The following is a 21,084-nucleotide window of genomic DNA, read 5'->3' as shown; positions in this document are numbered from 1 at the left end:
GTTTTTGGTAGCGCTTACCTTTCTTTTTAACAAATTACAGGAGGTTTTTAGCAATGATTCAAGGTAGAAGAGCACCAGAAGGCATATTAGGTTTTCCTATCGCTCCTTTTCAAGTAAATGGTCAGCTTTCTGAGGAAGCACTATTTCAAAACATTCAATTCTTACTAGACGAAGGGCTCGATGCCATTTTTATTGCATGTGGGTCGGGAGAATTTCAGTCTATTAGTCAAAAAGAATACGAGCAAATGATTGATGTGGCACTTGCAGCTGCCGGTGGTCAAGTTCCTGTTTATTCAGGAGTTGGAGGAAATTTAAATACCGCACTGGAGTGGGCGAAAATTTCCGAGGAAAAAGGCGTTGACGGTTACTTATTACTCCCTCCTTATTTAATTCATGGTGAACAAGAAGGATTATATGAATACGCCAAAACCATTATAGAAAGTACAAACCTAAATGCCATCTTATATCAACGAGATAATGCTGTTCTTTCTGTGCAGCAAATCAAACGGCTCACTTCTTTTGAACAGCTTGTTGGTGTAAAAGATGGGGTCGGTGATATGGATTTAAACGTGAATCTTTCCTATACAATAGGCAGCAGGCTCAGCTATATAAATGGATTGCCTATGGCAGAGGTCACAATGCCGGCTTACTTACCGATTGGTTTTCATTCCTATTCCTCCGCAATTTCTAATTATATCCCGCACATCTCAAGAATGTTTTATCACGCACTAAAAACGGGTGATCAAGAAACGGTCAAGGACATTTACACAACTGTTATTCTACCGATTAACCGGATTCGCCAACAGAGAAAGGGCTATGCCGTCTCACTCATTAAAGCCGGCATGAACATCATGGGACATTCTGTCCGCAATTCAGCAAGACCGCCTGTTGTTCCTGTAGAAAAAGAACACTATCAAGAACTAGAGAACATTTTACAGCACGCAATGGAACGCTTCCCGAAAAAAGCGGCTGTGAATTAACGAAAGAAAGGAGCTCATATTATGTCCACTTCAGTGAAACAAAAAACGTACTTCAATTATATCAATGGTGAATGGGTAAAGGCTTCCACAGGAGAAGTGATCCCCATTCAAAATCCTGCCGACAAAGAGGAGGCTGCTGGATATGTGCAGCGCTCAAGTCTCGAAGATGTAAACGCAGCCATCACTGCAGCTCATGAAGCAAAGACGATGTGGCGAGATTTATCAGGTGCAGAACGAGGACAATATCTTTATAAAGCAGCTGATTTGCTGGAAGAACGTCTCGATGACATTGCCATTACTGCTGTAAAAGAAATGGGTAAAACTCTGCCTGAAGCAAAAGGAGAAGCGGCACGCGGTGTAGCCATTCTCCGCTACTATGCCGGCGAAGGAATGCGCAAAGAAGGCGATGTCATTCCTTCTACTGACCGAGAGGCACTCATGTTCACTAAAAGGGTTCCATTAGGTGTTGTAGGCATCATCTCTCCTTGGAATTTCCCTATTGCGATCCCTATTTGGAAAATGGCTCCTGCACTCATTTATGGGAACACGGTCGTCATTAAACCTGCGACAGAAACTGCCGTTACTTGCGCAAAAATCATGGCCTGCTTTGCAGATGCCCACCTTCCAAAAGGAGTAGTCAATATGGTCACAGGATCGGGAGCTGTCGTAGGTCAAGGAATGATTGAACATCCAAATATCCAAGGAATTACATTTACTGGATCAAATGCAACGGGTAAAGCCATCGGTCAAAAAGCCTTTGATCGCGGGATTAAGTATCAGCTTGAAATGGGAGGAAAAAACCCCGTTATCGTAGCCAATGATGCGGATCTTGATCTTGCGGTAGAAGCAGCCATTACAGGAGCCTTCCGGTCAACTGGACAAAAATGTACAGCAACGAGCCGAGTCATTGTCCAAGAAGACATCTATGATGCCTTTAAAGAAAAACTCGTTCAAAAAACGCAAGAGATCACTATTGGGGACAGTTTAAAAAAAGACGTATGGATGGGTCCGATCGCAAGCAAACAGCAGCTTGATCAATGCCTTTCCTATATTGAAACTGGAAAAAAAGAAGGTGCCACCCTCCTTTTTGGCGGGGAACCATTAACAGATGGTGATTATCAGAATGGTTATTTTATTGAGCCTGCTATTTTCGAACATGTCACCTCAGACATGACCATCGCTCAAGAAGAAATATTTGGTCCTGTCATTGCTTTAATCAAAGTGCAAGATATCAATGAAGCATTTCACATTGCCAATGATGTGGTTTTTGGCTTAAGCGCTTCTATTTTCACACAAAATATCGGTCGTATGCTGTCCTTTATTCAGAATATCCAAGCTGGGCTCATTAGAATTAATGCAGAAAGTGCTGGTGTAGAGTTACAGGCACCATTTGGTGGAATGAAACAATCAAGCTCTCATTCTCGTGAACAAGGAGAAGCGGCAAAGGAATTCTTTACAGCCATTCAAACCGTTTTCATTAAATCGTAAAATTGAAGCATTTGAGAGGGCATCTGCCCTCCTCAATTCTCTATTTTAGAAAAGGAGAAGAAATGATGATAAATAACCTCTTCCATGCTTCACAAACTGATAAAAAAACGTCTGTCCGCTGGTTTATCGTCTTCATGCTGTTTCTTGTCACTTCTGTCAATTATGCAGATCGTGCTACCCTTTCTATTGCTGGAGATTCTGTTCAACATGACCTTGGTCTTAGCTCTGTATCAATGGGTTATGTCTTTTCTGCTTTTGGCTGGGCATATGTCATTGGCCAATTGCCTGGCGGTTATTTATTGGATAAATTCGGTTCTAAAATGGTGATTGCCTGCAGTATTTTCTTTTGGTCTTTGTTTACATTGTTTCAAGGTGCCATAGGTTTTTTTACAGCGGGTACTGCGATTATTCTCCTTTTTACCCTGCGATTTTTAGTAGGGCTGGCGGAAGCTCCTTCCTTTCCAGGCAATAGCCGTGTAGTGGCTGCATGGTTTCCTAGTTCTGAACGTGGAACAGCTTCTGCTTTCTTTAATTCAGCTCAGTATTTTGCGCTTGTCATTTTCTCTCCAATTATGGGCTGGCTTACACATTCTTTAGGATGGCATTCTGTTTTTGTTGTTATGGGAATCCTCGGTATTTTGCTGTCTTTTCTTTGGATAAAAACCGTCTATAATCCAAAACAACACCCGAAAATTAACGCAGCAGAGCTCGATTACATATCAAAAGGTGGGGCTTTGACCTCAATGGACGATGAAAAGAGCCAGCAAAACAAAGAATCCAAATGGCCATACGTGAAACAATTACTTTCAAATCGGATGTTAATTGGGGTTTATATTGCTCAATATTGCATTACCACCCTCACTTATTTTTTCTTGACGTGGTTTCCTGTGTATCTTGTTCAAGCAAAAGGAATGTCCATTCTCGAAGCAGGTTTTGTTGCTTCCCTGCCAGCTCTCTGCGGTTTTTTAGGCGGAATCCTTGGCGGCTTGTTATCCGATTTTTTATTAAAAAGCGGGAAATCGCTTACTTTCGCACGAAAGACACCCATTATTATCGGCATGCTTCTTTCATGCAGTATGATCATCTGCAACTATACAGAATCTTCATGGATTGTTGTTGCGATTATGTCGCTTGCTTTCTTTGGAAAAGGATTCGGTGCACTTGGCTGGGCCGTTGTATCAGATACCTCCCCAAAGGAATGTGCCGGGTTAAGCGGCGGTTTATTTAATACCTTTGGCAACATTGCATCCATTACAACACCCATTATCATTGGATATATTGTCAATGCGACAGGCTCTTTCAGTGGTGCGCTCGTCTTTGTCGGCAGTAATGCCGTTATTGCAATCTTAAGTTATTTATTCCTTGTGGGTCCCATTAAACGTGTGAAGTTAAAAGAACCCCCTTCAACACCTCCGGCCCAAGTCCCATCCAGCTCTATTTGAAAGCGCTTTATATAAAGGAGGATATATATGAATCAATACTTAAAAGAAGTCAAAAAGGAACGAGCAAACAATCTCCCTTACATTACTGACATGAAGGTGATTCCTGTTGCCGGCTATGACAGTATGCTTTTGAATCTAAGCGGAGCGCATGGACCTTTTTTCACAAGAAATGTTGTCATACTAACAGACAGCAGTGGCCGTCAAGGAGTCGGAGAAGTTCCCGGCGGTGAAAACATTCGACAAACACTTGAAAAAGCCGCCAGACTTGTCCTCCAAAAACCAATTGGGCAATATCATGCCATCCTGCAATCGGTGCAGCAAACATATCAAGACCTCGATAGAAGCGGGAGAGGCAATCAAACCTTTGACTTACGGACAACAATACATGCTGTTACAGCGATAGAAGCGGCTCTCTTGGATTTATTAGGTCAATTTTTAGAAGAACCGGTTGCCTCCTTATTAGGAACAGGTCAACAAAGACAGGTCGTTGACATGCTTGGGTATTTATTTTACATAGGGGATCAAATGAAAACCCCTCTCCCCTATTTGAAAGAAGATCATTCATCTTGCAGCTGGTTCCGGCTAAGGCGTCAAAAAGCACTAACACCGATGGACATTGTCCGTTTGGCTGAAGCGGCTTATGAACGCTATGGATTTCAGGATTTCAAGTTAAAAGGCGGTGTCTTTTCCGGGGAAGCAGAGATGGAAGCTGTAGAATCTCTTTCAAAACGTTTTCCAAATGCGCGCATCACACTTGATCCTAATGGAGCGTGGTCTCTTGATGAAGCCATTCAGCTTTGCAAAGGAAAACAACATGTGCTTGCATATGCAGAGGATCCATGTGGAGCAGAAGACGGATTCTCATCAAGAGAAATTATGGCCGAATTCAAACGAGCTACCGGCATTCAAGTGGCTACAAATATGATCGCAACTGATTTCCGTCAATTGTCACACGCCATCCAATTACATGCAGTTGATATTCCACTGGCGGACCCGCACTTTTGGACAATGGAAGGTTCAGTTAGAGTCGCTCAAACGTGTCATGATAACGGCTTGACTTGGGGATCGCACTCAAACAACCATTTTGATATTTCTCTGGCCATGTTTACACACGTTGCCGCTGCTGCACCAGGTCATATAACAGCGATTGATACCCACTGGATATGGCAAGATGGCCAGCATTTAACAAGGAACCCACTTTCAATCAAAGAAGGTCGTGTCAAAGTGCCACAAGAACCCGGGCTGGGTATTCAAATTGATCTAGAAAAGATAGAGGAAGCCAACCGTTTATATAAACAAATGAAGCTTGGTGCAAGAAATGATGCCATTCAGATGCAATATCTCATGAATGGCTGGACATTCGACCCGAAAAAACCGTGTTTGATTCGGTAGTTTGACTGTAAATGATTGTATTCCCCTTCATTTTGTCTTACAATTGAACAACTGAAGGGAGAGAATGACTCGTGAATGAAAGTATGGATGAACTTAAATTTGAAACAGTGAATCGAAAAACATTAGCAAAACAAGTCATAGAACGTATCGTTCATTTATTGTCTAGCGGACAATTAAAAGCTGGTGACAAACTGCCAACAGAAATGGAACTCATGGATATTTTATCGGTAAGCCGCCCTGTGTTGCGCGAAGCTTTAAGTTCTCTTGAAACATTAGGCGTTATCACTAGAAAAACACGAGGCGGTACATATTTTAATGATAAAATTAGCAATCAGCCATTTTCAGTTATGCTCGCACTGGCTCAAGATAATTTACCAGCCATTCTAGAAGCTCGTATGGTACTAGAACTAGGCCTTGTCACCGTTGCTGCTGAGAAAATTAGTGATGCAGAATTAAAAAAATTAGAAAGAACCATTGAAATGATTGAGGAAAGTACAGATAACAACTATGGTGAAGCCGATAAAGAATTCCACCGGATTATTGCCTTAAGTGCAAACAATCCAGTTGTTGAAGGCATGATTCAGGCGCTTTTAGTATCACACGCCAAGATTGACAGCCAAATTCCTTATCGAGAAAAAAACGTGACCGTTAATTATCATCAGAAAATTTATGAAGCGCTTCAGCTTAGAGACCCATATCAAGCACACTTCCATATGCATGAACATTTGAAGTTTGTACGTGATAAGATTTTAAAAGGATTAAATCAAACGCCATGATACGGAAGCGGATATGCTTCCTCTCCTCTTAAAAAGACAGCGCTTTCAAAGGAGTGATCTCTTGAATCAAAAAGCAAAGGAAGCACCCCTATATATTCAGGTAAGTTCAAAGGATAATGTAGCAATCATCGTAAATGATGGCGGACTACCAGCTGGCACCAGCTTTTCAAGTGGATTGACGTTAACTGAACGCATCCCTCAAGGGCATAAAGTTGCACTTAAGACAATTGAACAGCATGCACCAATTGTGCGATATGGTGAAATCATTGGATACGCTAACGAAACCATCATACAGGGAAGCTGGGTGAAAGAAGAGCTCGTTCAAATGCCAGCTCCTCCTCCTTTAGACAAATTATCATGCCTAACATACAGCGGTCCTCCGCTTAAAAAGCTTGATGGTTATGAATTTCAGGGATACCGAAATCCAGATCATTCTGTTGGTACTAAAAATATTCTCGGGATTACAACAAGCGTGCAATGTGTCGTTGGGGTTCTTGACTATGCGGTCAAAAAAATCAAGGAAGATCTGCTGCCGAAATATCCAAATGTGGATGACGTAATTCCCCTCCACCACCAATACGGCTGCGGTGTGGCCATTCATGCACCAGATGCGGTCATTCCCATCAGAACCATCCAAAACTTAGCCACACATCCGAACTTTGGCGGAGAAGTGCTCGTCATTGGATTAGGCTGTGAAAAACTCATACCATCACGCATTGTGTCAGAAGAGCGGCAAGACGATATTTTAACATTACAGGAGGAATCAGGCTTTTCTTCAATGATTACCTCCATTCTGAAGGCTGCAGAGCACAAACTAAAGAAACTCAATAGGCGGACACGCGTCCCATGTCCTGTATCGGATTTAGTGGTAGGCTTACAATGCGGTGGAAGCGATGCATTCTCAGGTGTAACAGCAAACCCCGCCGTTGGATATGCAGCAGACCTCCTTGTCAAAGCAGGAGCAACGGTTCTTTTTTCAGAAGTGACAGAAGTGCGTGATGCCATTCACCTATTAACTCCAAGAACTTTGAATGAAGAAACGAGGCAGGCACTTATACGGGAAATGAAATGGTACGACGACTATTTAAGCAGAGGTCAAGCAGATAGAAGTGCAAATCCTTCCCCAGGAAATAAAAAAGGCGGTTTATCCAATGTCGTAGAAAAGGCGCTTGGATCTATCGCCAAATCTGGCACAAGTCCAATATCTAGTGTGATTGGGCCTGGTGAGAAAGCGGCCACCAAAGGGCTGATATTTGCTGCGACGCCGGCAAGCGATTTTGTTTGCGGAACACTGCAGCTCGCCTCTGGTATGAATGTACAAATTTTCACAACAGGCCGAGGAACTCCATACAGCCTAGCAGCAGCACCTGTAATAAAAGTTTCTACGAAAACCAGCTTACAGACACAATGGCCGGATCTTATTGATTTTGATGCCGGCCGTATTGCAACCGGAGAAGCAACAATCGAGGAAGTCGGTACAGACCTGTTTCATTATATACTAGATATCGCCAGCGGCCGGAAAGAAACATGGGCCGATCATTGGGGGATTCATAACGATTTGTGTCTATTTAATCCAGCCCCAGTCACATAAAAGAGATGTCCGTTTGAGGACATCTTTTTTTAAGATCATTAAGCAAGATATTTCCTATGAACCCCTTTTCCATCATAAGAAAACATCACTTCTTTTCCTTCAAGAACTGACTCGATATGCACACTTCTTCCCCACAGCTGATATAAATACGGAAGGACTTTTTCTAAGTATTTCAGATCAAGTTCAATGCCTTCATACCAATGCTTGATATAAAGTTCGTTATTTTTTAAATAGTCGCCATCGATCACGGTCAAATACGGAAAGCCGCCATTTACTCTCATACTGACTAACTGATCACGAACCGCCTTCCATTCTTTATCAATGACTTTATAATCTCTCCCCTGCTTTTGAAACAAGTACAAGTCTTCTCTCATCACAAGGTCTTTCGTTAAGTAGTTTCGAATAAAAGAAATATCCGATTCAATTTCCCTGACTTCAAACATTTTACTGCGGCCAGATCCTTCTTTGACCCCTGCTTTTTTTAATTCTTCACATGGGTTGTTATAGCGTTCTTCAATATCTTCAAAAATTTTCAGCCCTAAATAGTAAGGATTGATGCCTGTTTTAGATGGCTGCACCACACCTGCATTTAATTTCGCAAACTCTATCGATTCACTTGAATCCAAATCAAGCTCCCGCATAATCCGCTGGTGCCAATACGATGCCCAGCCTTCATTCATAATCTTTGTTTCCAGCTGCGGCCAAAAATAGAGCATTTCTTCTCTCAGCATGGTAAGAACATCCCGCTGCCATGGCTCCAGCTCCCGGGAATGCGCTTCAATAAAGAGTAAAAGATCCTTTTCAGGCTTTGGCGGAAATTGCTTAACGGTTTTCTTTTTCTCACGCATTTTCGGCTCATCCATTCCCCACAAATCATCATAAGGCGTTTGACGTTTTGGTTTATCATCTTCACTTTCTTCATCGTCCATATTCCAGCTTAATTTTGATCGAACAAGAGACGGATCAATATGCTCCTGGATAGCCAATACGGCATCTAAAAAGGCTTCGACTTCTTTTGTTCCGTGGATATGCTCATATTCTTTGATCCGCTCTGCCGCTGCTGACATGCTTTCGACCATATCTCGTTTTGTGTTTTGGAAACGGCAATTATTTTTGAAGAAATCACAGTGTGCCAATACATGAGCCACAATTAATTTATTTTGAACGAGCGTATTGTTATCTAGTAGAAAGGCGTAGCAAGGATTTGAATTGATGACCAGTTCATAAATTTTGCTTAATCCTAAATCATAATGAAGCTTCATTTTATGAAATTGCTTCCCAAAGCTCCAGTGGCTGAATCGTGTTGGCATTCCATATGCACCGAACGTATAAATAATTTCCGCGGGACAGATTTCATACCTCATCGGATAAAAATCTAGACCAAATCCTTCTGCAATTTCTGTAATTTCATCAATCGCTCTTTGTAAAAGACGTTTTTCAGATACGCTCAAGGAAACCATCCCTCCTCATCGGACTTATCCCTACTATATGAGCGTATGTAAAAAAACATGATGTTCCGCCAACCGTTTAGACGACTTCCATTTCTTTTGTGGATTGCCCGCCAAATGCTTCGAAATGAATATTGCGCGATGGAATTCCAAGCTCTTTTAAAATATGAATGATCTCCTGTGTAAACACCGGGGAACCGCATAGATAAAATTGGCCTTTCCCTTCTCCGATCACCGATTGAAGAAATGGACGGTCAATGCGGGAAGACGCTTTCTCAACAAGCTCACCCTTTCCAGACTGCGCAAATTGTTCGTTACATAGGATGATGCGCCCATGAGAAGCTGAAGCTAGAACGCGTTCAAACTCATTTTCAAAAGCATTTACATCCTCTAATCGATCTGCATGAATCATCGTGAATGTCTGGCTGTTTTGTGCGGCAGTTTTTACTAAACCAATCATTGGAGTGACACCAGACCCAGCACTGATGAAATAAACAGGCTCTTTTGTGTCTCCTTGCAAGCAGAACATTCCCTGCGGCATACTCACTTGAAGAACGTCCCCTTCTTCCATTTCATCATGCAAAAATGTAGACACATGACCGTCACGCTTCACTGTAATACGGTAATAAGATGGATGATGCTCGTCTGATAAGCTATATTGTCTGCTGCACATATAGGCTTCTCCTGGCATATCTGCCTGAACCGTAATGTATTGGCCTGCTTGATACAATGGCAGCTCTGATTCATCTTCTGGTACTAAATAAAAAGAGATAAGCGATGGAGATTCTTGCTTCTTTTTCTTAATCACAAACGGCTTCACATCTGCCCATCCGCCTGTCTGTTTCACATTTTCATCCATCATTTCTGCTTCTATGGTCATGAAAATATTCGCAATGATGTCATATGCAGCTTTCCAAGCTAATAAAGTGGCATCCTCTTCTCTTAAGCCAAACACATCTTTCATCGCTTCAATCAGGTGATATCCGACAATTGGGTATTGTTCTTTTTTGACCATGACACTGAGATGCTTATGGGCAATTTGTTTGACCGCAGGAAGTAATTCTTCTAATCGATCAATGTGCAGTGCAGCTTGATATAGTGTCGCAGCAAGTGCCTCTGGCTGACTTCCGTTCATCAGATTTGTTTTATTAAATTGATTGAGCAGCTCCGGGTGCTGGCGAATCATATTTTGATAAAAAACAGTGACAAGTTTGGTTCCCTCGGCTTTTAGTAGAGGAGCTGATTGCTTTATTGCATTCATTTGATCTTTAGATAACATCGTCATTCCTTCTTTCAAAAGAAGTATTTTAAATACATCTTTATCGTAATGGATGACAGCCTCTAAAAGCAATATTTATAATACATGTTTTAAATGTTGTCACATTTTACACTTTCTCGAACAGTTTTTGTCTAAAATGTGTTACGATGATACAAAACTCTATTAGGTTTAGAGGTCGTCAAAATGAAACTTACGAATTACACAGATTTCTCATTAAGGGTACTCATTTATTTAGCTTCGAGAGAAAATAATGAACTGTCAAATATTCAGCAGATCGCCGATGTTTATGGCATTTCTAAAAATCATCTGACGAAGGTGATTTATCATCTTGGAAAACGCGGGTATGTGGAAACGATTCGCGGAAGAAATGGCGGGATCAGGCTTGGAAAAAGCCCAGAAAGCATTAATATTGGAGAGGTTGTCCGTTATACAGAGGATGATTTAGTCATGGTTGAATGCTTTGATCCAAAGAAAAACAGCTGCATTATCTCCCCAATTTGTTCATTAAAGCATGTACTTCATGAAGCACTCACTGCTTATTTAAGCGTTCTAGACCGATACACACTAAACGATTTAACACAAAACAAAGATGCTCTTAGAGAGCTCCTGCTTTAAGGCGAAAGAATTTATTCTTTCGTCTTTTTCTTTACCTTCTTGTAATAATAATTTATTTAAAATTATTATAAATAAATATTGACTATCATGTTTGATTCAATATAATTAGGGTATATAGATTGCTAGAAAACACTTTTTTGTTTACAGGAGGAGAAAAGAATGACAAATTCAAATCATAAAAATTTGACAACGAACCAAGGCGTGCCTGTGGGCGATAACCAAAACTCAAGAACAGCTGGTCACCGCGGACCTACCTTTCTTGATGATTACCATTTGATTGAAAAACTCGCACACTTTGATCGTGAACGTATTCCAGAGCGCGTCGTTCATGCAAGAGGCGCCGGCGCTTACGGTGTGTTTGAAGTAGAAAACAGCATGGAGAAACATACAAAAGCAGCCTTCTTAAGTGAAGAAGGAAAACAAACAGACGTTTTTGTTCGCTTCTCCACCGTTATTCATCCGAAAGGTTCACCTGAAACATTGCGTGACCCGCGCGGCTTTGCTGTCAAATTTTATACAGAAGAGGGCAACTATGATCTCGTTGGTAACAACTTGCCGATCTTCTTTATTCGTGATGCATTGAAATTCCCTGATATGGTTCACTCTCTCAAGCCAGATCCTGTAACCAATATTCAAGATCCTGACCGTTATTGGGATTTTATGACCTTAACGCCTGAATCCACTCATATGCTCACATGGCTTTTCTCTGACGAAGGAATCCCTGCAAGCTATGCTGAAATGCGCGGTTCTGGTGTGCATACATTTAGATGGGTGAATAAATACGGCGAAGCAAAATATGTAAAATATCACTGGAGACCTTCTGAAGGTATTCGCAACTTATCTATGGAAGAAGCAGCGGAAATTCAAGCAAACGATTTCCAGCATGCGACAAGAGATTTATATGACCGCATTGAAAAAGGCAACTTCCCAGCATGGGACTTATATGTTCAGCTTATGCCGCTTAGCGATTATGATGAACTTGATTATGATCCATGTGACCCAACAAAAACGTGGAGCGAGGAAGATTACCCGCTTCAAAAAGTAGGCCGCATGACACTCAACCGCAACCCTGAAAACTTCTTTGCTGAAACGGAACAGTCTGCTTTCACGCCAAGTGCATTTGTTCCAGGAATTGAGGCATCTGAAGATAAACTGCTTCAAGGCCGTCTGTTCTCATATCCTGATACGCAGCGCCACCGACTTGGTGCGAACTACATGCGCATTCCGGTTAACTGCCCTTATGCACCTGTACACAATAACCAGCAGGATGGCTTTATGACAACGACTCGTCCAAGCGGTCATATTAACTATGAACCAAACCGTTATGCCGATCAGCCAAAAGAAAACCCTCACTACAAAGAAAGTGAGCCAGTTCTTCACGGTGACCGTATGGTGAGACAAAAAATTGAAAAACCGAACGATTTTAAACAAGCTGGAGAAAAATATCGAAGCTACTCTGAAGAAGAGAAACAAGCATTGATTAAAAACCTAACAGCTGATTTGAAAGATGTGAATGACCAAACAAAATTACTTGCAATCTGCAACTTCTATCGTGCCGATGAAGATTACGGCCAGCGATTAGCAGATTCACTTGGTGTGGATATTCGCGCTTATCTTCAAGGTAGCATGAAGTAATTCCATTTCGAAAAAAATTGTTGGACAAAGGGCTGAAATGATCTTTATTTTAGCCCTTTGTCTTTTTTGACTGAACGCCTCGAGCACCCTTTACAAAAAAAGGTGCTTCTTTATAGTCGAAACACGTTAATACTAATCAAATGACCAGTCACCGGATGAAAATAAATTTCTGCATGTGCGGCAAAGCGAGTTGACCCTTCCTTTACAGTGACGCGAAACACATCTTTTGTCTGCTCATCATTCACTTCTGTCCGGCCAATGTAATGATAATCATTTAATGCGGCACCTTTATATTCATCTTTAAACGCTGTGTACGCAAGTCTTTCCCAATTTTCAAACGGCTGCACTGCTGCTTTTGATGCAGGATGAATCATCAAACTGCCAAGCAAAACGATTCCTGCTGCAATAAGCATCCACCATTTCGGCTGCATGATATCATTGAACTCACTTTCATATATGTTTTGTTTAGATTTAGCAAGCCTGTCCTTTTTCATACATGAAGCAATTATTCAGCCTATAATTCCCGGTACACGATTGATGCGGACACCAACTTTTCCCCTGAAAAAGTCGATATGATCCGAGCAAACTAATGAAGACTTCTCAAGGGAAAGGAGAAGGTTTAATGAATGTGGCGGATTATGATAAAGCACTTTATTATACGCATCGCTCGCAATGGGATAATTTACTTATTCTTATGGTACGTACGCAAGATGATTTGCTCTCGAAACGTATTGAGCATTTCTTACATGCGTATCAATTTAACCGGAACGATGCAGATGTTGAAAAATGTTTATATGGGCTCCTGCAGTACATTGATCATGCTTCAGAGGCTGCTGCTTCTGAAGTTTATTCACAACCGATGTACACATAAAGAAAAAGGGCTAAAATGAATTTTTTTAGCCCTTCCCTTTTATATACAATTAGCAGTGCGCTGTAATGGGAAGCGTTAGAGTTAATGTATGGATCGCAAGCTTATTCAAGTTCTCTTTTAATTTGTCATCATCATGACGAAAATCACTTACTAATTCATATGCCTCACTAGATCCCCTCCTATTTTACATTCACCTGTGATTGACCGGTTCATCCCCTCCTTTAAAATAAAAAAAGACTTGATGAGCATACACTCATCAAGTCTTTTTTGGTTTTTCTATTAGAAATTAAACTGTTCATGCTTCTCTTTTTTATTCAATTCATTGAATTGAATGTGCGCTTAAAAGTTTTAGCATGACGTCTAGATCTCCTTCTGTCATAGCAGCTCTTTCGGCTGATTTTTTTGATAATCCACTGCATACAGAGCCGCTTGGGTTCGATCTGCCAGCTCTAATTTTGATAATACATGAGATACGTGCGTTTTGACAGTTTTTTCAGAAATAAACAGCGATGAGGCAATTTCTTTGTTGCTTTTGCCTTTTGCAATCTCAAATAAGACATCTCGCTCTCTATTGGTGAGCTCTTTCATCAATGCCCATTTCTGCTCTTTTGGCTCTGTCAGATGCTGCACGAGAAAGGTCGTGATATGACCATCTAACTGGTAGGTGCCATTTTGAACTTCAATCATGGTCGAAAGCAGCTTTTCTGGTGCTACATCCTTTAATTGATAGGCTTTCGCCCCTGCTTGAATGGCGGGAATGACATAATCTTTATCCGCATAGCTTGTCAGGATCACAATGCGGGAGTCCGGCATTTCCAGCGTCATTTGTTTCGTTGCCTCAATGCCATTCATTACAGGCATAGACAAATCCATTAAGACAATGTCAGGCCGGGTTTCTCTGACAACCTCTAATGCCTCTTGCCCATTGGACGCCTCACCAACGATGTCCACATCAGACTGTGTCTGCAAGAAAAACACAAGCCCTTTTCTCACAATATGATGATCATCTGCAATGACAACTCTCATGACGATCCCTTCCTTTCTTGTGAAAATGGCACTTTTACATGAATCGTAGTCCCTTTACCTAACTCTGAATGGATACAAAATGTACCACCTGCTCTTCGGATGCGGTCAGACATCCCTTTCAGCCCAAGTGAAGGAAGGCTCATCTGCTCGTCATATTGAAAACCTTTTCCGTGGTCAATGATTTTCATCTCCAACGTGTCTTTTGATTGCTCAAGCTTGACCTCGACTTCTTCTACTTCCGCATGTTTTTGACAGTTATTGAGCGCTTCTTGACATACCCGAAACAAAGTTTCATTGTGAGAATGGTCCATTTCTATACAGCCTGATAAAGATAAAGTGCAGCGTAATCCTAAAAGCTGTGCATACTCTTCAATTGCTGTCGTAAACCCTTTTTCAAGGCCTCTGGGTCTCAGCTGCCAAATGAGTGACCGCATTTCAATCAGAGCATCTTGTGACAAATGCTGAATAAAATCAATCATTTCTCCTAAATGTTGATCGCTTGTCATTTGCCGTGCAGCCTTAGCAGTCAGACTCACAGAGAACAGCATTTGGTTGACAGAATCATGCAAGTCCTGTGCCAGCCGGTTTCTTTCTTCCAGAAGTGCGTGCTGCTGTTCATTTTGCACAAGCTTCATCCGCTGAATGGCGGTGCCAATTTGAAGTGCAATGCTTTCAAGCAAATTCAGCTCTTCTTGCGTAAATGTGACTTTTCCTTTTGCCGCCACATTTAATAAGCCGAACGTACGCTTACATGCTTTTAGCGGTACGGTTGCATGATGAGTAATTCCTTCTGTATCCCCGAGCTTTTCTTCAATTGCCGTTTCAATCCGTTTGCAGTTAATAATATTGGTGGCTGATTGCAGCGAGCCTTTTGTGTATCGGTTGATGCAATAACAATCATTTTGACACATGAGCTGCTTTTGATGCTTTGCAAGTGCTTCAGGTAAGGAAACCTCTGCCATCAGTTCATATGACCCGTCTTTTTCTATAAAATAAATCCATGCTGAATGAAAACCTGTGACATCCATCAGCATATGGAGCACTTCATGGAGCGTTTCTTTCATTTCCATGCCTTCATTTAGCTTTTCAGCAATTTCTTTTAACGTTTTTAATGTTTCAACCTTCTCTTGGTATTCTCCCATACTGTTTACCCCCGGCATTTGCAGCCTTCACTTATCATTACGCTCATTATACCATGAGCCCCCTCGTCGCTCTTTCTCCAAAAGAATGATTTCTTCTCATCCTTTTGGCTGAGAAAAGGCCATCATGCATTCATACACGATGGCCTTGTCTTTCGTTATTTCGCTGTTTCTTCCACAATATCATAAACGACTTTCATCACTTCTTCTGACAAATGCTTTAGCTTTTCTTCACTATCTGTTAAAGACGTGCCTTTGACTGCAATATAAAATTTCACTTTAGGCTCAGTGCCGGAAGGTCTTAAGCAGAACCAAGAACCATCCTCAAGGAAATATTTCAGCACATTTGATGCTGGCAGGTGAATGGTTTCCTCTTTCTTTTCAGCCACAAGTTGTCTTTGACTTGATTGATAATCCTCAATCACTGTGATCCGCTGCCCTGCGATGGCAGCTGGCGGATTTGTTCTAAAGGTATGAAGGATCGCTGAAATCTGCTCTGCTCCTTCTTTTCCTTTTAAGGTTAACGACTTTAATCCTTCCCGGTAAAATCCAAACTGCTTGAAAATATCGACAAGCGCATCATACAAGGACTTGCCCTGCTTTTTATAGAAGGCAGCAACTTCAACGGCTAAAAGTGCCGCTTGCACCGCATCTTTATCTCGGGCAAAATCACCAATTAAATAGCCATAGCTCTCTTCATAACCGAATTGAAACGTGTATTCTCCGCTCTTTTCAAACTGCTTAATTTTTTCTCCAATAAATTTAAAGCCTGTGAGTGTGTCTATCGTGTCGGCACCAAAAGCTGATGCTACAGCGCGCCCAAGCTCACTTGTGACAATGGTTTTCATCACAACGGGACGAGGCGGCAATTGACCCAGCTTTTGTTTTTCAGACAATAAATAATGAAGCAGCAGGGCGCCTGTCTGGTTGCCTGTTAAGACAGTAAATTCTCCTTCGTGATCTCTGACCGCAATACCTAACCTGTCAGCGTCTGGGTCTGTGGCAATGAGAATATCTGCATTTTGTTTTTCACCAAGCTTGATGGCGTACTCAAATGCTGCATGCTCCTCTGGATTCGGCGAGGTCACTGTTGAGAATTGTGGATCCGGTTTTTCCTGCTCAGGCACAACAGTGACATGCTGATATCCAAGAGCCTGCAGCCCGTTTCTGACAGGGTGATTGGCTGTCCCATGAAGCGGAGTAAACACGACTTTGACATCGACCTCATGTGCCAGCTCAGGGTGCACACTAATGGTTTTTAATTTTTCAATATAAGCATGGTCGATTTCTTCTCCGATTATTTTGATCAGCCCTTGCTGTTTCAACGTTTCTTCAGAATCAACTGAAATCGACAGTTCATTTTCAATTGCATCTACTTCTTGAATGACTTGATCTGCTTCAAATGGAGGTAGCTGCCCGCCATCTTCACCATACACTTTATAGCCATTATATTCTGGTGGATTATGACTTGCTGTCACCACGATTCCAGCAAATGCATGCAGCTCACGAACCGCAAAGGAGAGCTCTGGTGTCGGACGCAATTCATTAAATACGTACGTTTGAATACCCTGTGAAGCAAGTGTTCTGGCTGCTTCCATTGCAAATTCAGGCGATTTATGGCGTGAATCATATGCAATGGCAACGCCTCTTCTTTTTGCACCCTCTCCATGTTTCGCAATATACGCAGCAAGACCTGCTGATGCTTTACGAACAGTGTACACATTCATTCGGTTCGTGCCTGCACCAATCTCACCGCGCATTCCTCCAGTGCCGAACTCAAGGTTTTTGTAGAAACAGTCTTCAAGGGCCTGGTGGTCATCTTGATGCGTCTCCAGCCATTCCTTTAGTTCAGTATCCAGGTGCTTCTCATTGATCCATCGCTCATAATTCGTCTTCCAACTCATGGTCGTCCTCCCCAGCTCTTATCATCAATAAAATAACATCTACTGTTATTTTATATGGAAACATCCTTTATGTCATGCTATATCATTAGCAGCTGGAAAAAATGCTGCACAAATAAAAAAAGCCGATACATGATCGGCTTTCAGATTGTTGACAAAGGGCTAAAATGATCTTGCTTTAGCCCTTTGTCTTCTTTTTATTCAGCATCAAGCGGTACGACTGCTTCATGGAATAGTTGATCTAATTCTGTTTGATATTTCTGTTTTGCTACTTCATCCCAGCCAAAACGTTCTGCCATATAATCGATGACTGGCTGTGCATATTTTTTTGCCCAATTGATATTAAATAATAGGCTTCCTGTTCTTCTTAAGAAGAAGTCAACAGGAGTAACGGCTAATTCTTCTTCAATCGCATAGACAAGCTCTGCCAGTACATACGCTGAAATATTTCGTTTGTCTGCTTCCCCTTGAAGCTGCTCGACACGTTTGAAGAGACTGCTGACATTTGAGCCATATTTCTCAGCTAGTTTTTGTGCAATCGGTTCTGTTAAACCAACAGATGCACCTTCTGCTGTTTTCGCTTGAACAAAGGCTGCCATGTTTTTAGATCCGCCTACATGGCCGCCTGAGATTGGCATATGTTTTGTTTTACATGGTCCATAATCTTTGCCCGTTTCCTGTTTCAGTCCATCACGTACTAGATCGACAATATGCTCAGCCATTTTACGGTAGCCTGTTAATTTACCGCCAGCAATGGTGATTAAGCCTGAAGATGATGTCCACACTTCATCTTTACGAGAAATTTCTGAAGGATCCTTGCCCTCTTCATGAATGAGCGGACGAAGACCGGCCCAATTGGATTCTACATCTTTTTCTGTAATATTGAGATCAGGGAACATGTACTGAATCGCTTGGATGACATAGTCACGATCGGCCTTTGTCATACGCGGGTGCTCCAGCTGTTTTTTGTACACTGTATCTGTTGTTCCAACGTACGTTTTGCCTTCTCTTGGAATGGCAAAGACCATACGTTTATCAGGTGTGTCAAAGTAAATCGCTTGTTTTAATGGAAAGACCGATTGGTCAAATACTAAGTGAATTCCTTTTGTATGCTGTAAGTGTTTTCCTTCTTTTGAGTGGTCCTTGTCTCTCAGCTGATCTACCCATGGACCTGTCGCATTGACGATCTTCTTCGCATACACATCGTAGGTTTTCTGTGTCATGACATCTTCAATGACAACACCAACCACTTTGCCTTTATCATAAATAAATTCTTTTACTTTCGCATAGTTGACCGCTTCCGCTCCAAATTTCACAGCCTCTTTCATGACTTCGATTGTGAGGCGTGCATCATCTGTACGGTATTCAACATAGTAACCGCCGCCTTTTAAGCCGTCCTTTTTGACAAGCGGTTCTTTTTCAAGTGTTTCTTTTGCACTTAGCATGCTTCTGCGTTCACTATGCTTTACGCCAGCTAAAAAGTCATACACTCTAAGCCCAATAGAGGTTGAAAACTTACCAAATGTCCCGCCTTTATGCATCGGAAGAAGCATCCATTCTGGCGTTGTGACATGAGGACCATTTTCGTATACAATGGCACGCTCTTTACCGACCTCTGCGACCATTTTCACTTCAAATTGTTTTAAATAACGAAGTCCGCCGTGCACTAGTTTCGTTGAGCGGCTAGACGTACCTGCTGCGAAATCCTGCATTTCTGCAAGACCGACACGCATTCCGCGTGAAGCCGCGTCAAGTGCTGTACCAGCGCCTGTTATACCCCCACCAATGATAAACACATCATATGGTTTTTTTGTCATTTCCTGCAGCATTTGTTCTCTTTCTAAGCTAGAAAAAGTCATCTCTTGTTCCTCCCATGTTGTACGGTAAAGAAAAAGAGACCGCAAACACCCAAAGCGTATTTCTACACTTCGGTGCCTGCGGTCTCTCCAGTTCTCCAACCGTTCTATTAACTTACTTGAAGTATACCATACTTTTGGTTTATTTGAAAGCTTGAGCTGCTTTTACAGCCTTTTTCCACCCGCTGTATAACGAGTCGCGGCTGTCCTCTTCCATTTTAGGGTCAAAGCGCTTGTCAAGGTTCCATTGTTTTGCAATGTCTGAACGGTCGTTCCAGAAGCCAACTGCTATTCCCGCAAGATAGGCCGCACCGAGTGCCGTCGTTTCATTAATTTCTGGACGCTCTACTGGTACATCCAGCAAATCACTTTGGAAGCCCATTAAGAAATCATTCTTTACAGCTCCGCCATCCACACGCAACGTTTTTAATGAGATGTTTGAATCCTTTTCCATCGCATCTAAAACATCCTTCGTTTGATAAGCAAGTGATTCTAACGTTGCACGGACAAAGTGCTCTTTAGAAGTACCGCGTGTTAATCCGAATACAGCGCCTCTGACATCACTGTCCCAGTATGGTGTGCCTAGACCAACGAATGCTGGAACGACATATACGCCCTCTGTTGACTCAACGCGCTTTGCATAGGCTTCGCTGTCTTTTGAGTCTTTAAACATTCTCAGTCCGTCGCGCAGCCACTGAATCGCTGAACCAGCTACGAAAATACTTCCCTCTAAAGCATATTCAACTTTACCGTCAATGCCCCATGCAATTGTCGTTAATAAACCATGATCCGACTTAATTGCTTTTTCCCCTGTATTCATCAACATGAAACATCCTGTACCATACGTGTTCTTCGCCATTCCTTCTTCAAAGCAAGCCTGACCGAATAGTGCAGATTGCTGGTCTCCCGCAGCTCCTGCAATCGGGATATTTCTGCCGAAGAAGTGATAGTCTGTTGTTTCACCATAGATGTGTGAAGATGGTTTCACCTCTGGAAGCATAGAAGCAGGTACGCCAAGAATATCAAGTAATTCTTCATCCCATTTCAGATCGTAAATGTTGAACATTAATGTTCTTGACGCGTTGGAGTAATCTGTAACGTGTGATTGACCGCCTGTCATCTTCCAAATGAGCCATGTATCAATTGTGCCAAACAGCAAGTCACCATTTTCTGCTTTCTCACGAGCACCTTCTACATTATCTAAAATCCATTTTACTTTTGTCCCTGAGAAATAAGCATCAATGAGAAGACCCGTTTTATTTCTAAACGTTTCATTGTGTCCTTGCGCTTTTAACTCTTCACAAATGCCAGACGTTTGTCTAGACTGCCAAACAATTGCATTATAAACGGGTGCGCCTGTATGTTTATCCCAAACAACTGCTGTCTCACGCTGGTTCGTAATTCCGATACCGGCGATTTGATCTGCTTCAATGCCTGATTCAATTAAAGCAGTTGAAATGACGGATAGAACAGAGCTCCAAATTTCATTTGCATTATGTTCTACCCAGCCTGGGTTCGGAAAATATTGATTAAATTCCTTCTGAGCTGTATGGGCAATTTTGCCTTCTTGATCAAATAAGATCGCTCTTGAGCTTGTTGTCCCTTGATCTAAAGCGAGAATATATTTTTCTTTTGCCATGATGTT

General features: G+C 41.9%; 17 protein-coding genes. 9 read left to right on the top strand and 8 right to left on the bottom strand.

Annotated features, from left to right (window positions below; translation table 11 throughout):
- Positions 1–53 precede the first annotated feature (53 nt).
- The 6 genes from kdgD to garD all read left to right on the top strand — a co-directional run bounded on the left by kdgD (position 54) and on the right by garD (position 7,669).
- Complete coding sequence (gene kdgD / locus NSQ25_RS04690; protein ID WP_326136635.1) at positions 54–980, top strand: 5-dehydro-4-deoxyglucarate dehydratase; 927 nt, start codon at positions 54–56, stop codon at positions 978–980.
- Positions 981–1,001: 21 nt separating this feature from the next.
- On the top strand, positions 1,002–2,468 hold the full coding sequence (gene gucD / locus NSQ25_RS04685) for an alpha-ketoglutaric semialdehyde dehydrogenase GucD (RefSeq protein WP_034282252.1): 1,467 nt from the start codon (positions 1,002–1,004) through the stop codon (positions 2,466–2,468).
- A gap of 65 nt (positions 2,469–2,533) precedes the next feature.
- On the top strand, positions 2,534–3,910 hold the full coding sequence (locus tag NSQ25_RS04680; RefSeq protein ID WP_046310382.1) for an MFS transporter: 1,377 nt from the start codon (positions 2,534–2,536) through the stop codon (positions 3,908–3,910).
- A gap of 27 nt (positions 3,911–3,937) precedes the next feature.
- Positions 3,938–5,302, top strand: a complete 1,365-nt coding sequence (locus NSQ25_RS04675) for an enolase C-terminal domain-like protein (protein ID WP_034282254.1) — start codon at positions 3,938–3,940, stop codon at positions 5,300–5,302.
- Positions 5,303–5,373: 71 nt separating this feature from the next.
- Positions 5,374–6,078 (top strand): FadR/GntR family transcriptional regulator, encoded by a 705-nt coding sequence (locus NSQ25_RS04670; protein WP_101677415.1) that lies wholly within the window; start codon positions 5,374–5,376, stop codon positions 6,076–6,078.
- Between the two features lie 13 nt (positions 6,079–6,091).
- Positions 6,092–7,669 (top strand): galactarate dehydratase, encoded by a 1,578-nt coding sequence (garD, locus tag NSQ25_RS04665; RefSeq protein WP_061109607.1) that lies wholly within the window; start codon positions 6,092–6,094, stop codon positions 7,667–7,669.
- Between the two features lie 38 nt (positions 7,670–7,707).
- Here the strand turns inward: garD and NSQ25_RS04660 are convergent, their stop codons facing one another.
- Both NSQ25_RS04660 and NSQ25_RS04655 read right to left on the bottom strand, forming a co-directional pair.
- Positions 7,708–9,120, bottom strand: coding sequence for a SpoVR family protein (locus NSQ25_RS04660; RefSeq protein WP_034282259.1), 1,413 nt, complete (start codon positions 9,118–9,120; stop codon positions 7,708–7,710).
- A gap of 76 nt (positions 9,121–9,196) precedes the next feature.
- Complete coding sequence (locus NSQ25_RS04655) at positions 9,197–10,396, bottom strand: globin domain-containing protein (protein WP_326136636.1); 1,200 nt, start codon at positions 10,394–10,396, stop codon at positions 9,197–9,199.
- 183 nt (positions 10,397–10,579) lie between these two features.
- Here NSQ25_RS04655 and NSQ25_RS04650 point away from each other — a divergent pair, with 183 nt between their 5' ends.
- Both NSQ25_RS04650 and NSQ25_RS04645 read left to right on the top strand, forming a co-directional pair.
- Positions 10,580–11,011, top strand: a complete 432-nt coding sequence (locus tag NSQ25_RS04650) for an Rrf2 family transcriptional regulator (RefSeq protein WP_024425294.1) — start codon at positions 10,580–10,582, stop codon at positions 11,009–11,011.
- Between the two features lie 159 nt (positions 11,012–11,170).
- Positions 11,171–12,646, top strand: a complete 1,476-nt coding sequence (locus tag NSQ25_RS04645; protein ID WP_024426596.1) for a catalase — start codon at positions 11,171–11,173, stop codon at positions 12,644–12,646.
- Between the two features lie 110 nt (positions 12,647–12,756).
- Here NSQ25_RS04645 and NSQ25_RS04640 read toward each other — a convergent pair whose 3' ends face one another.
- Positions 12,757–13,020, bottom strand: coding sequence for a YqzG/YhdC family protein (locus NSQ25_RS04640; protein ID WP_224426432.1), 264 nt, complete (start codon positions 13,018–13,020; stop codon positions 12,757–12,759).
- A gap of 248 nt (positions 13,021–13,268) precedes the next feature.
- On the opposite strand from NSQ25_RS04640, the gene NSQ25_RS04635 reads away from it, so the two are divergent.
- Positions 13,269–13,517, top strand: coding sequence for a YhdB family protein (locus NSQ25_RS04635; protein WP_024426598.1), 249 nt, complete (start codon positions 13,269–13,271; stop codon positions 13,515–13,517).
- 375 nt (positions 13,518–13,892) lie between these two features.
- Here the strand turns inward: NSQ25_RS04635 and NSQ25_RS04630 are convergent, their stop codons facing one another.
- From NSQ25_RS04630 to glpK, 5 genes are all read right to left on the bottom strand, one after another.
- Positions 13,893–14,543: a response regulator transcription factor gene (locus tag NSQ25_RS04630; protein WP_024425298.1), complete on the bottom strand. Its 651-nt coding sequence runs from the start codon at positions 14,541–14,543 to the stop codon at positions 13,893–13,895.
- A complete protein-coding gene (locus NSQ25_RS04625; protein ID WP_081124153.1) occupies positions 14,540–15,685 on the bottom strand; it encodes a GAF domain-containing sensor histidine kinase in 1,146 nt (381 codons plus the stop codon). The genes NSQ25_RS04630 and NSQ25_RS04625 overlap by 4 nt, the downstream gene beginning before the upstream one ends.
- Positions 15,686–15,840: 155 nt before the next feature.
- Entirely contained in the window at positions 15,841–17,586 is a 1,746-nt protein-coding gene (locus NSQ25_RS04620; protein WP_214755289.1) for a phospho-sugar mutase, read from the bottom strand.
- Positions 17,587–17,780: 194 nt separating this feature from the next.
- Positions 17,781–19,442 carry a glycerol-3-phosphate dehydrogenase gene (gene glpD, locus NSQ25_RS04615; RefSeq protein WP_326136638.1) on the bottom strand — a complete coding sequence of 554 codons (1,662 nt, stop codon included), beginning with the start codon at positions 19,440–19,442 and terminating at the stop codon, positions 17,781–17,783.
- A 139-nt stretch (positions 19,443–19,581) separates the two neighbouring features.
- Positions 19,582–21,078: a glycerol kinase GlpK gene (gene glpK / locus NSQ25_RS04610; RefSeq protein WP_034282273.1), complete on the bottom strand. Its 1,497-nt coding sequence runs from the start codon at positions 21,076–21,078 to the stop codon at positions 19,582–19,584.
- Positions 21,079–21,084 lie beyond the last annotated feature (6 nt).

The organism is Bacillus sp. FSL R5-0512 (assembly GCF_038593295.1).
Lineage (GTDB): Bacteria > Bacillota > Bacilli > Bacillales > Bacillaceae > Bacillus > Bacillus safensis.
Note: the sequence above shows the minus strand (reverse complement) of the source record. Positions and strands in the feature narration are given on the sequence as shown.

What these genes read in the sequence shown, in the direction of transcription:
- kdgD (WP_326136635.1), top strand. Translation starts at nt 54, where the DNA reads ATGATTCAAGGTAGAAGAGCACCAGAAGGCATATTAGGTTTTCCTATC.
- gucD (WP_034282252.1), top strand. Translation starts at nt 1,002, where the DNA reads ATGTCCACTTCAGTGAAACAAAAAACGTACTTCAATTATATCAATGGT.
- NSQ25_RS04680 (WP_046310382.1), top strand. Translation starts at nt 2,534, where the DNA reads ATGATAAATAACCTCTTCCATGCTTCACAAACTGATAAAAAAACGTCT.
- NSQ25_RS04675 (WP_034282254.1), top strand. Translation starts at nt 3,938, where the DNA reads ATGAATCAATACTTAAAAGAAGTCAAAAAGGAACGAGCAAACAATCTC.
- garD (WP_061109607.1), top strand. Translation starts at nt 6,092, where the DNA reads ATGCTTCCTCTCCTCTTAAAAAGACAGCGCTTTCAAAGGAGTGATCTC.
- NSQ25_RS04655 (WP_326136636.1), bottom strand. Translation starts at nt 10,396, where the DNA reads ATGTTATCTAAAGATCAAATGAATGCAATAAAGCAATCAGCTCCTCTA.
- NSQ25_RS04650 (WP_024425294.1), top strand. Translation starts at nt 10,580, where the DNA reads ATGAAACTTACGAATTACACAGATTTCTCATTAAGGGTACTCATTTAT.
- NSQ25_RS04645 (WP_024426596.1), top strand. Translation starts at nt 11,171, where the DNA reads ATGACAAATTCAAATCATAAAAATTTGACAACGAACCAAGGCGTGCCT.
- NSQ25_RS04640 (WP_224426432.1), bottom strand. Translation starts at nt 13,020, where the DNA reads ATGATTCATCCTGCATCAAAAGCAGCAGTGCAGCCGTTTGAAAATTGG.
- NSQ25_RS04635 (WP_024426598.1), top strand. Translation starts at nt 13,269, where the DNA reads ATGAATGTGGCGGATTATGATAAAGCACTTTATTATACGCATCGCTCG.
- NSQ25_RS04630 (WP_024425298.1), bottom strand. Translation starts at nt 14,543, where the DNA reads ATGAGAGTTGTCATTGCAGATGATCATCATATTGTGAGAAAAGGGCTT.
- NSQ25_RS04625 (WP_081124153.1), bottom strand. Translation starts at nt 15,685, where the DNA reads ATGGGAGAATACCAAGAGAAGGTTGAAACATTAAAAACGTTAAAAGAA.
- NSQ25_RS04620 (WP_214755289.1), bottom strand. Translation starts at nt 17,586, where the DNA reads ATGAGTTGGAAGACGAATTATGAGCGATGGATCAATGAGAAGCACCTG.
- glpD (WP_326136638.1), bottom strand. Translation starts at nt 19,442, where the DNA reads ATGACTTTTTCTAGCTTAGAAAGAGAACAAATGCTGCAGGAAATGACA.
- glpK (WP_034282273.1), bottom strand. Translation starts at nt 21,078, where the DNA reads ATGGCAAAAGAAAAATATATTCTCGCTTTAGATCAAGGGACAACAAGC.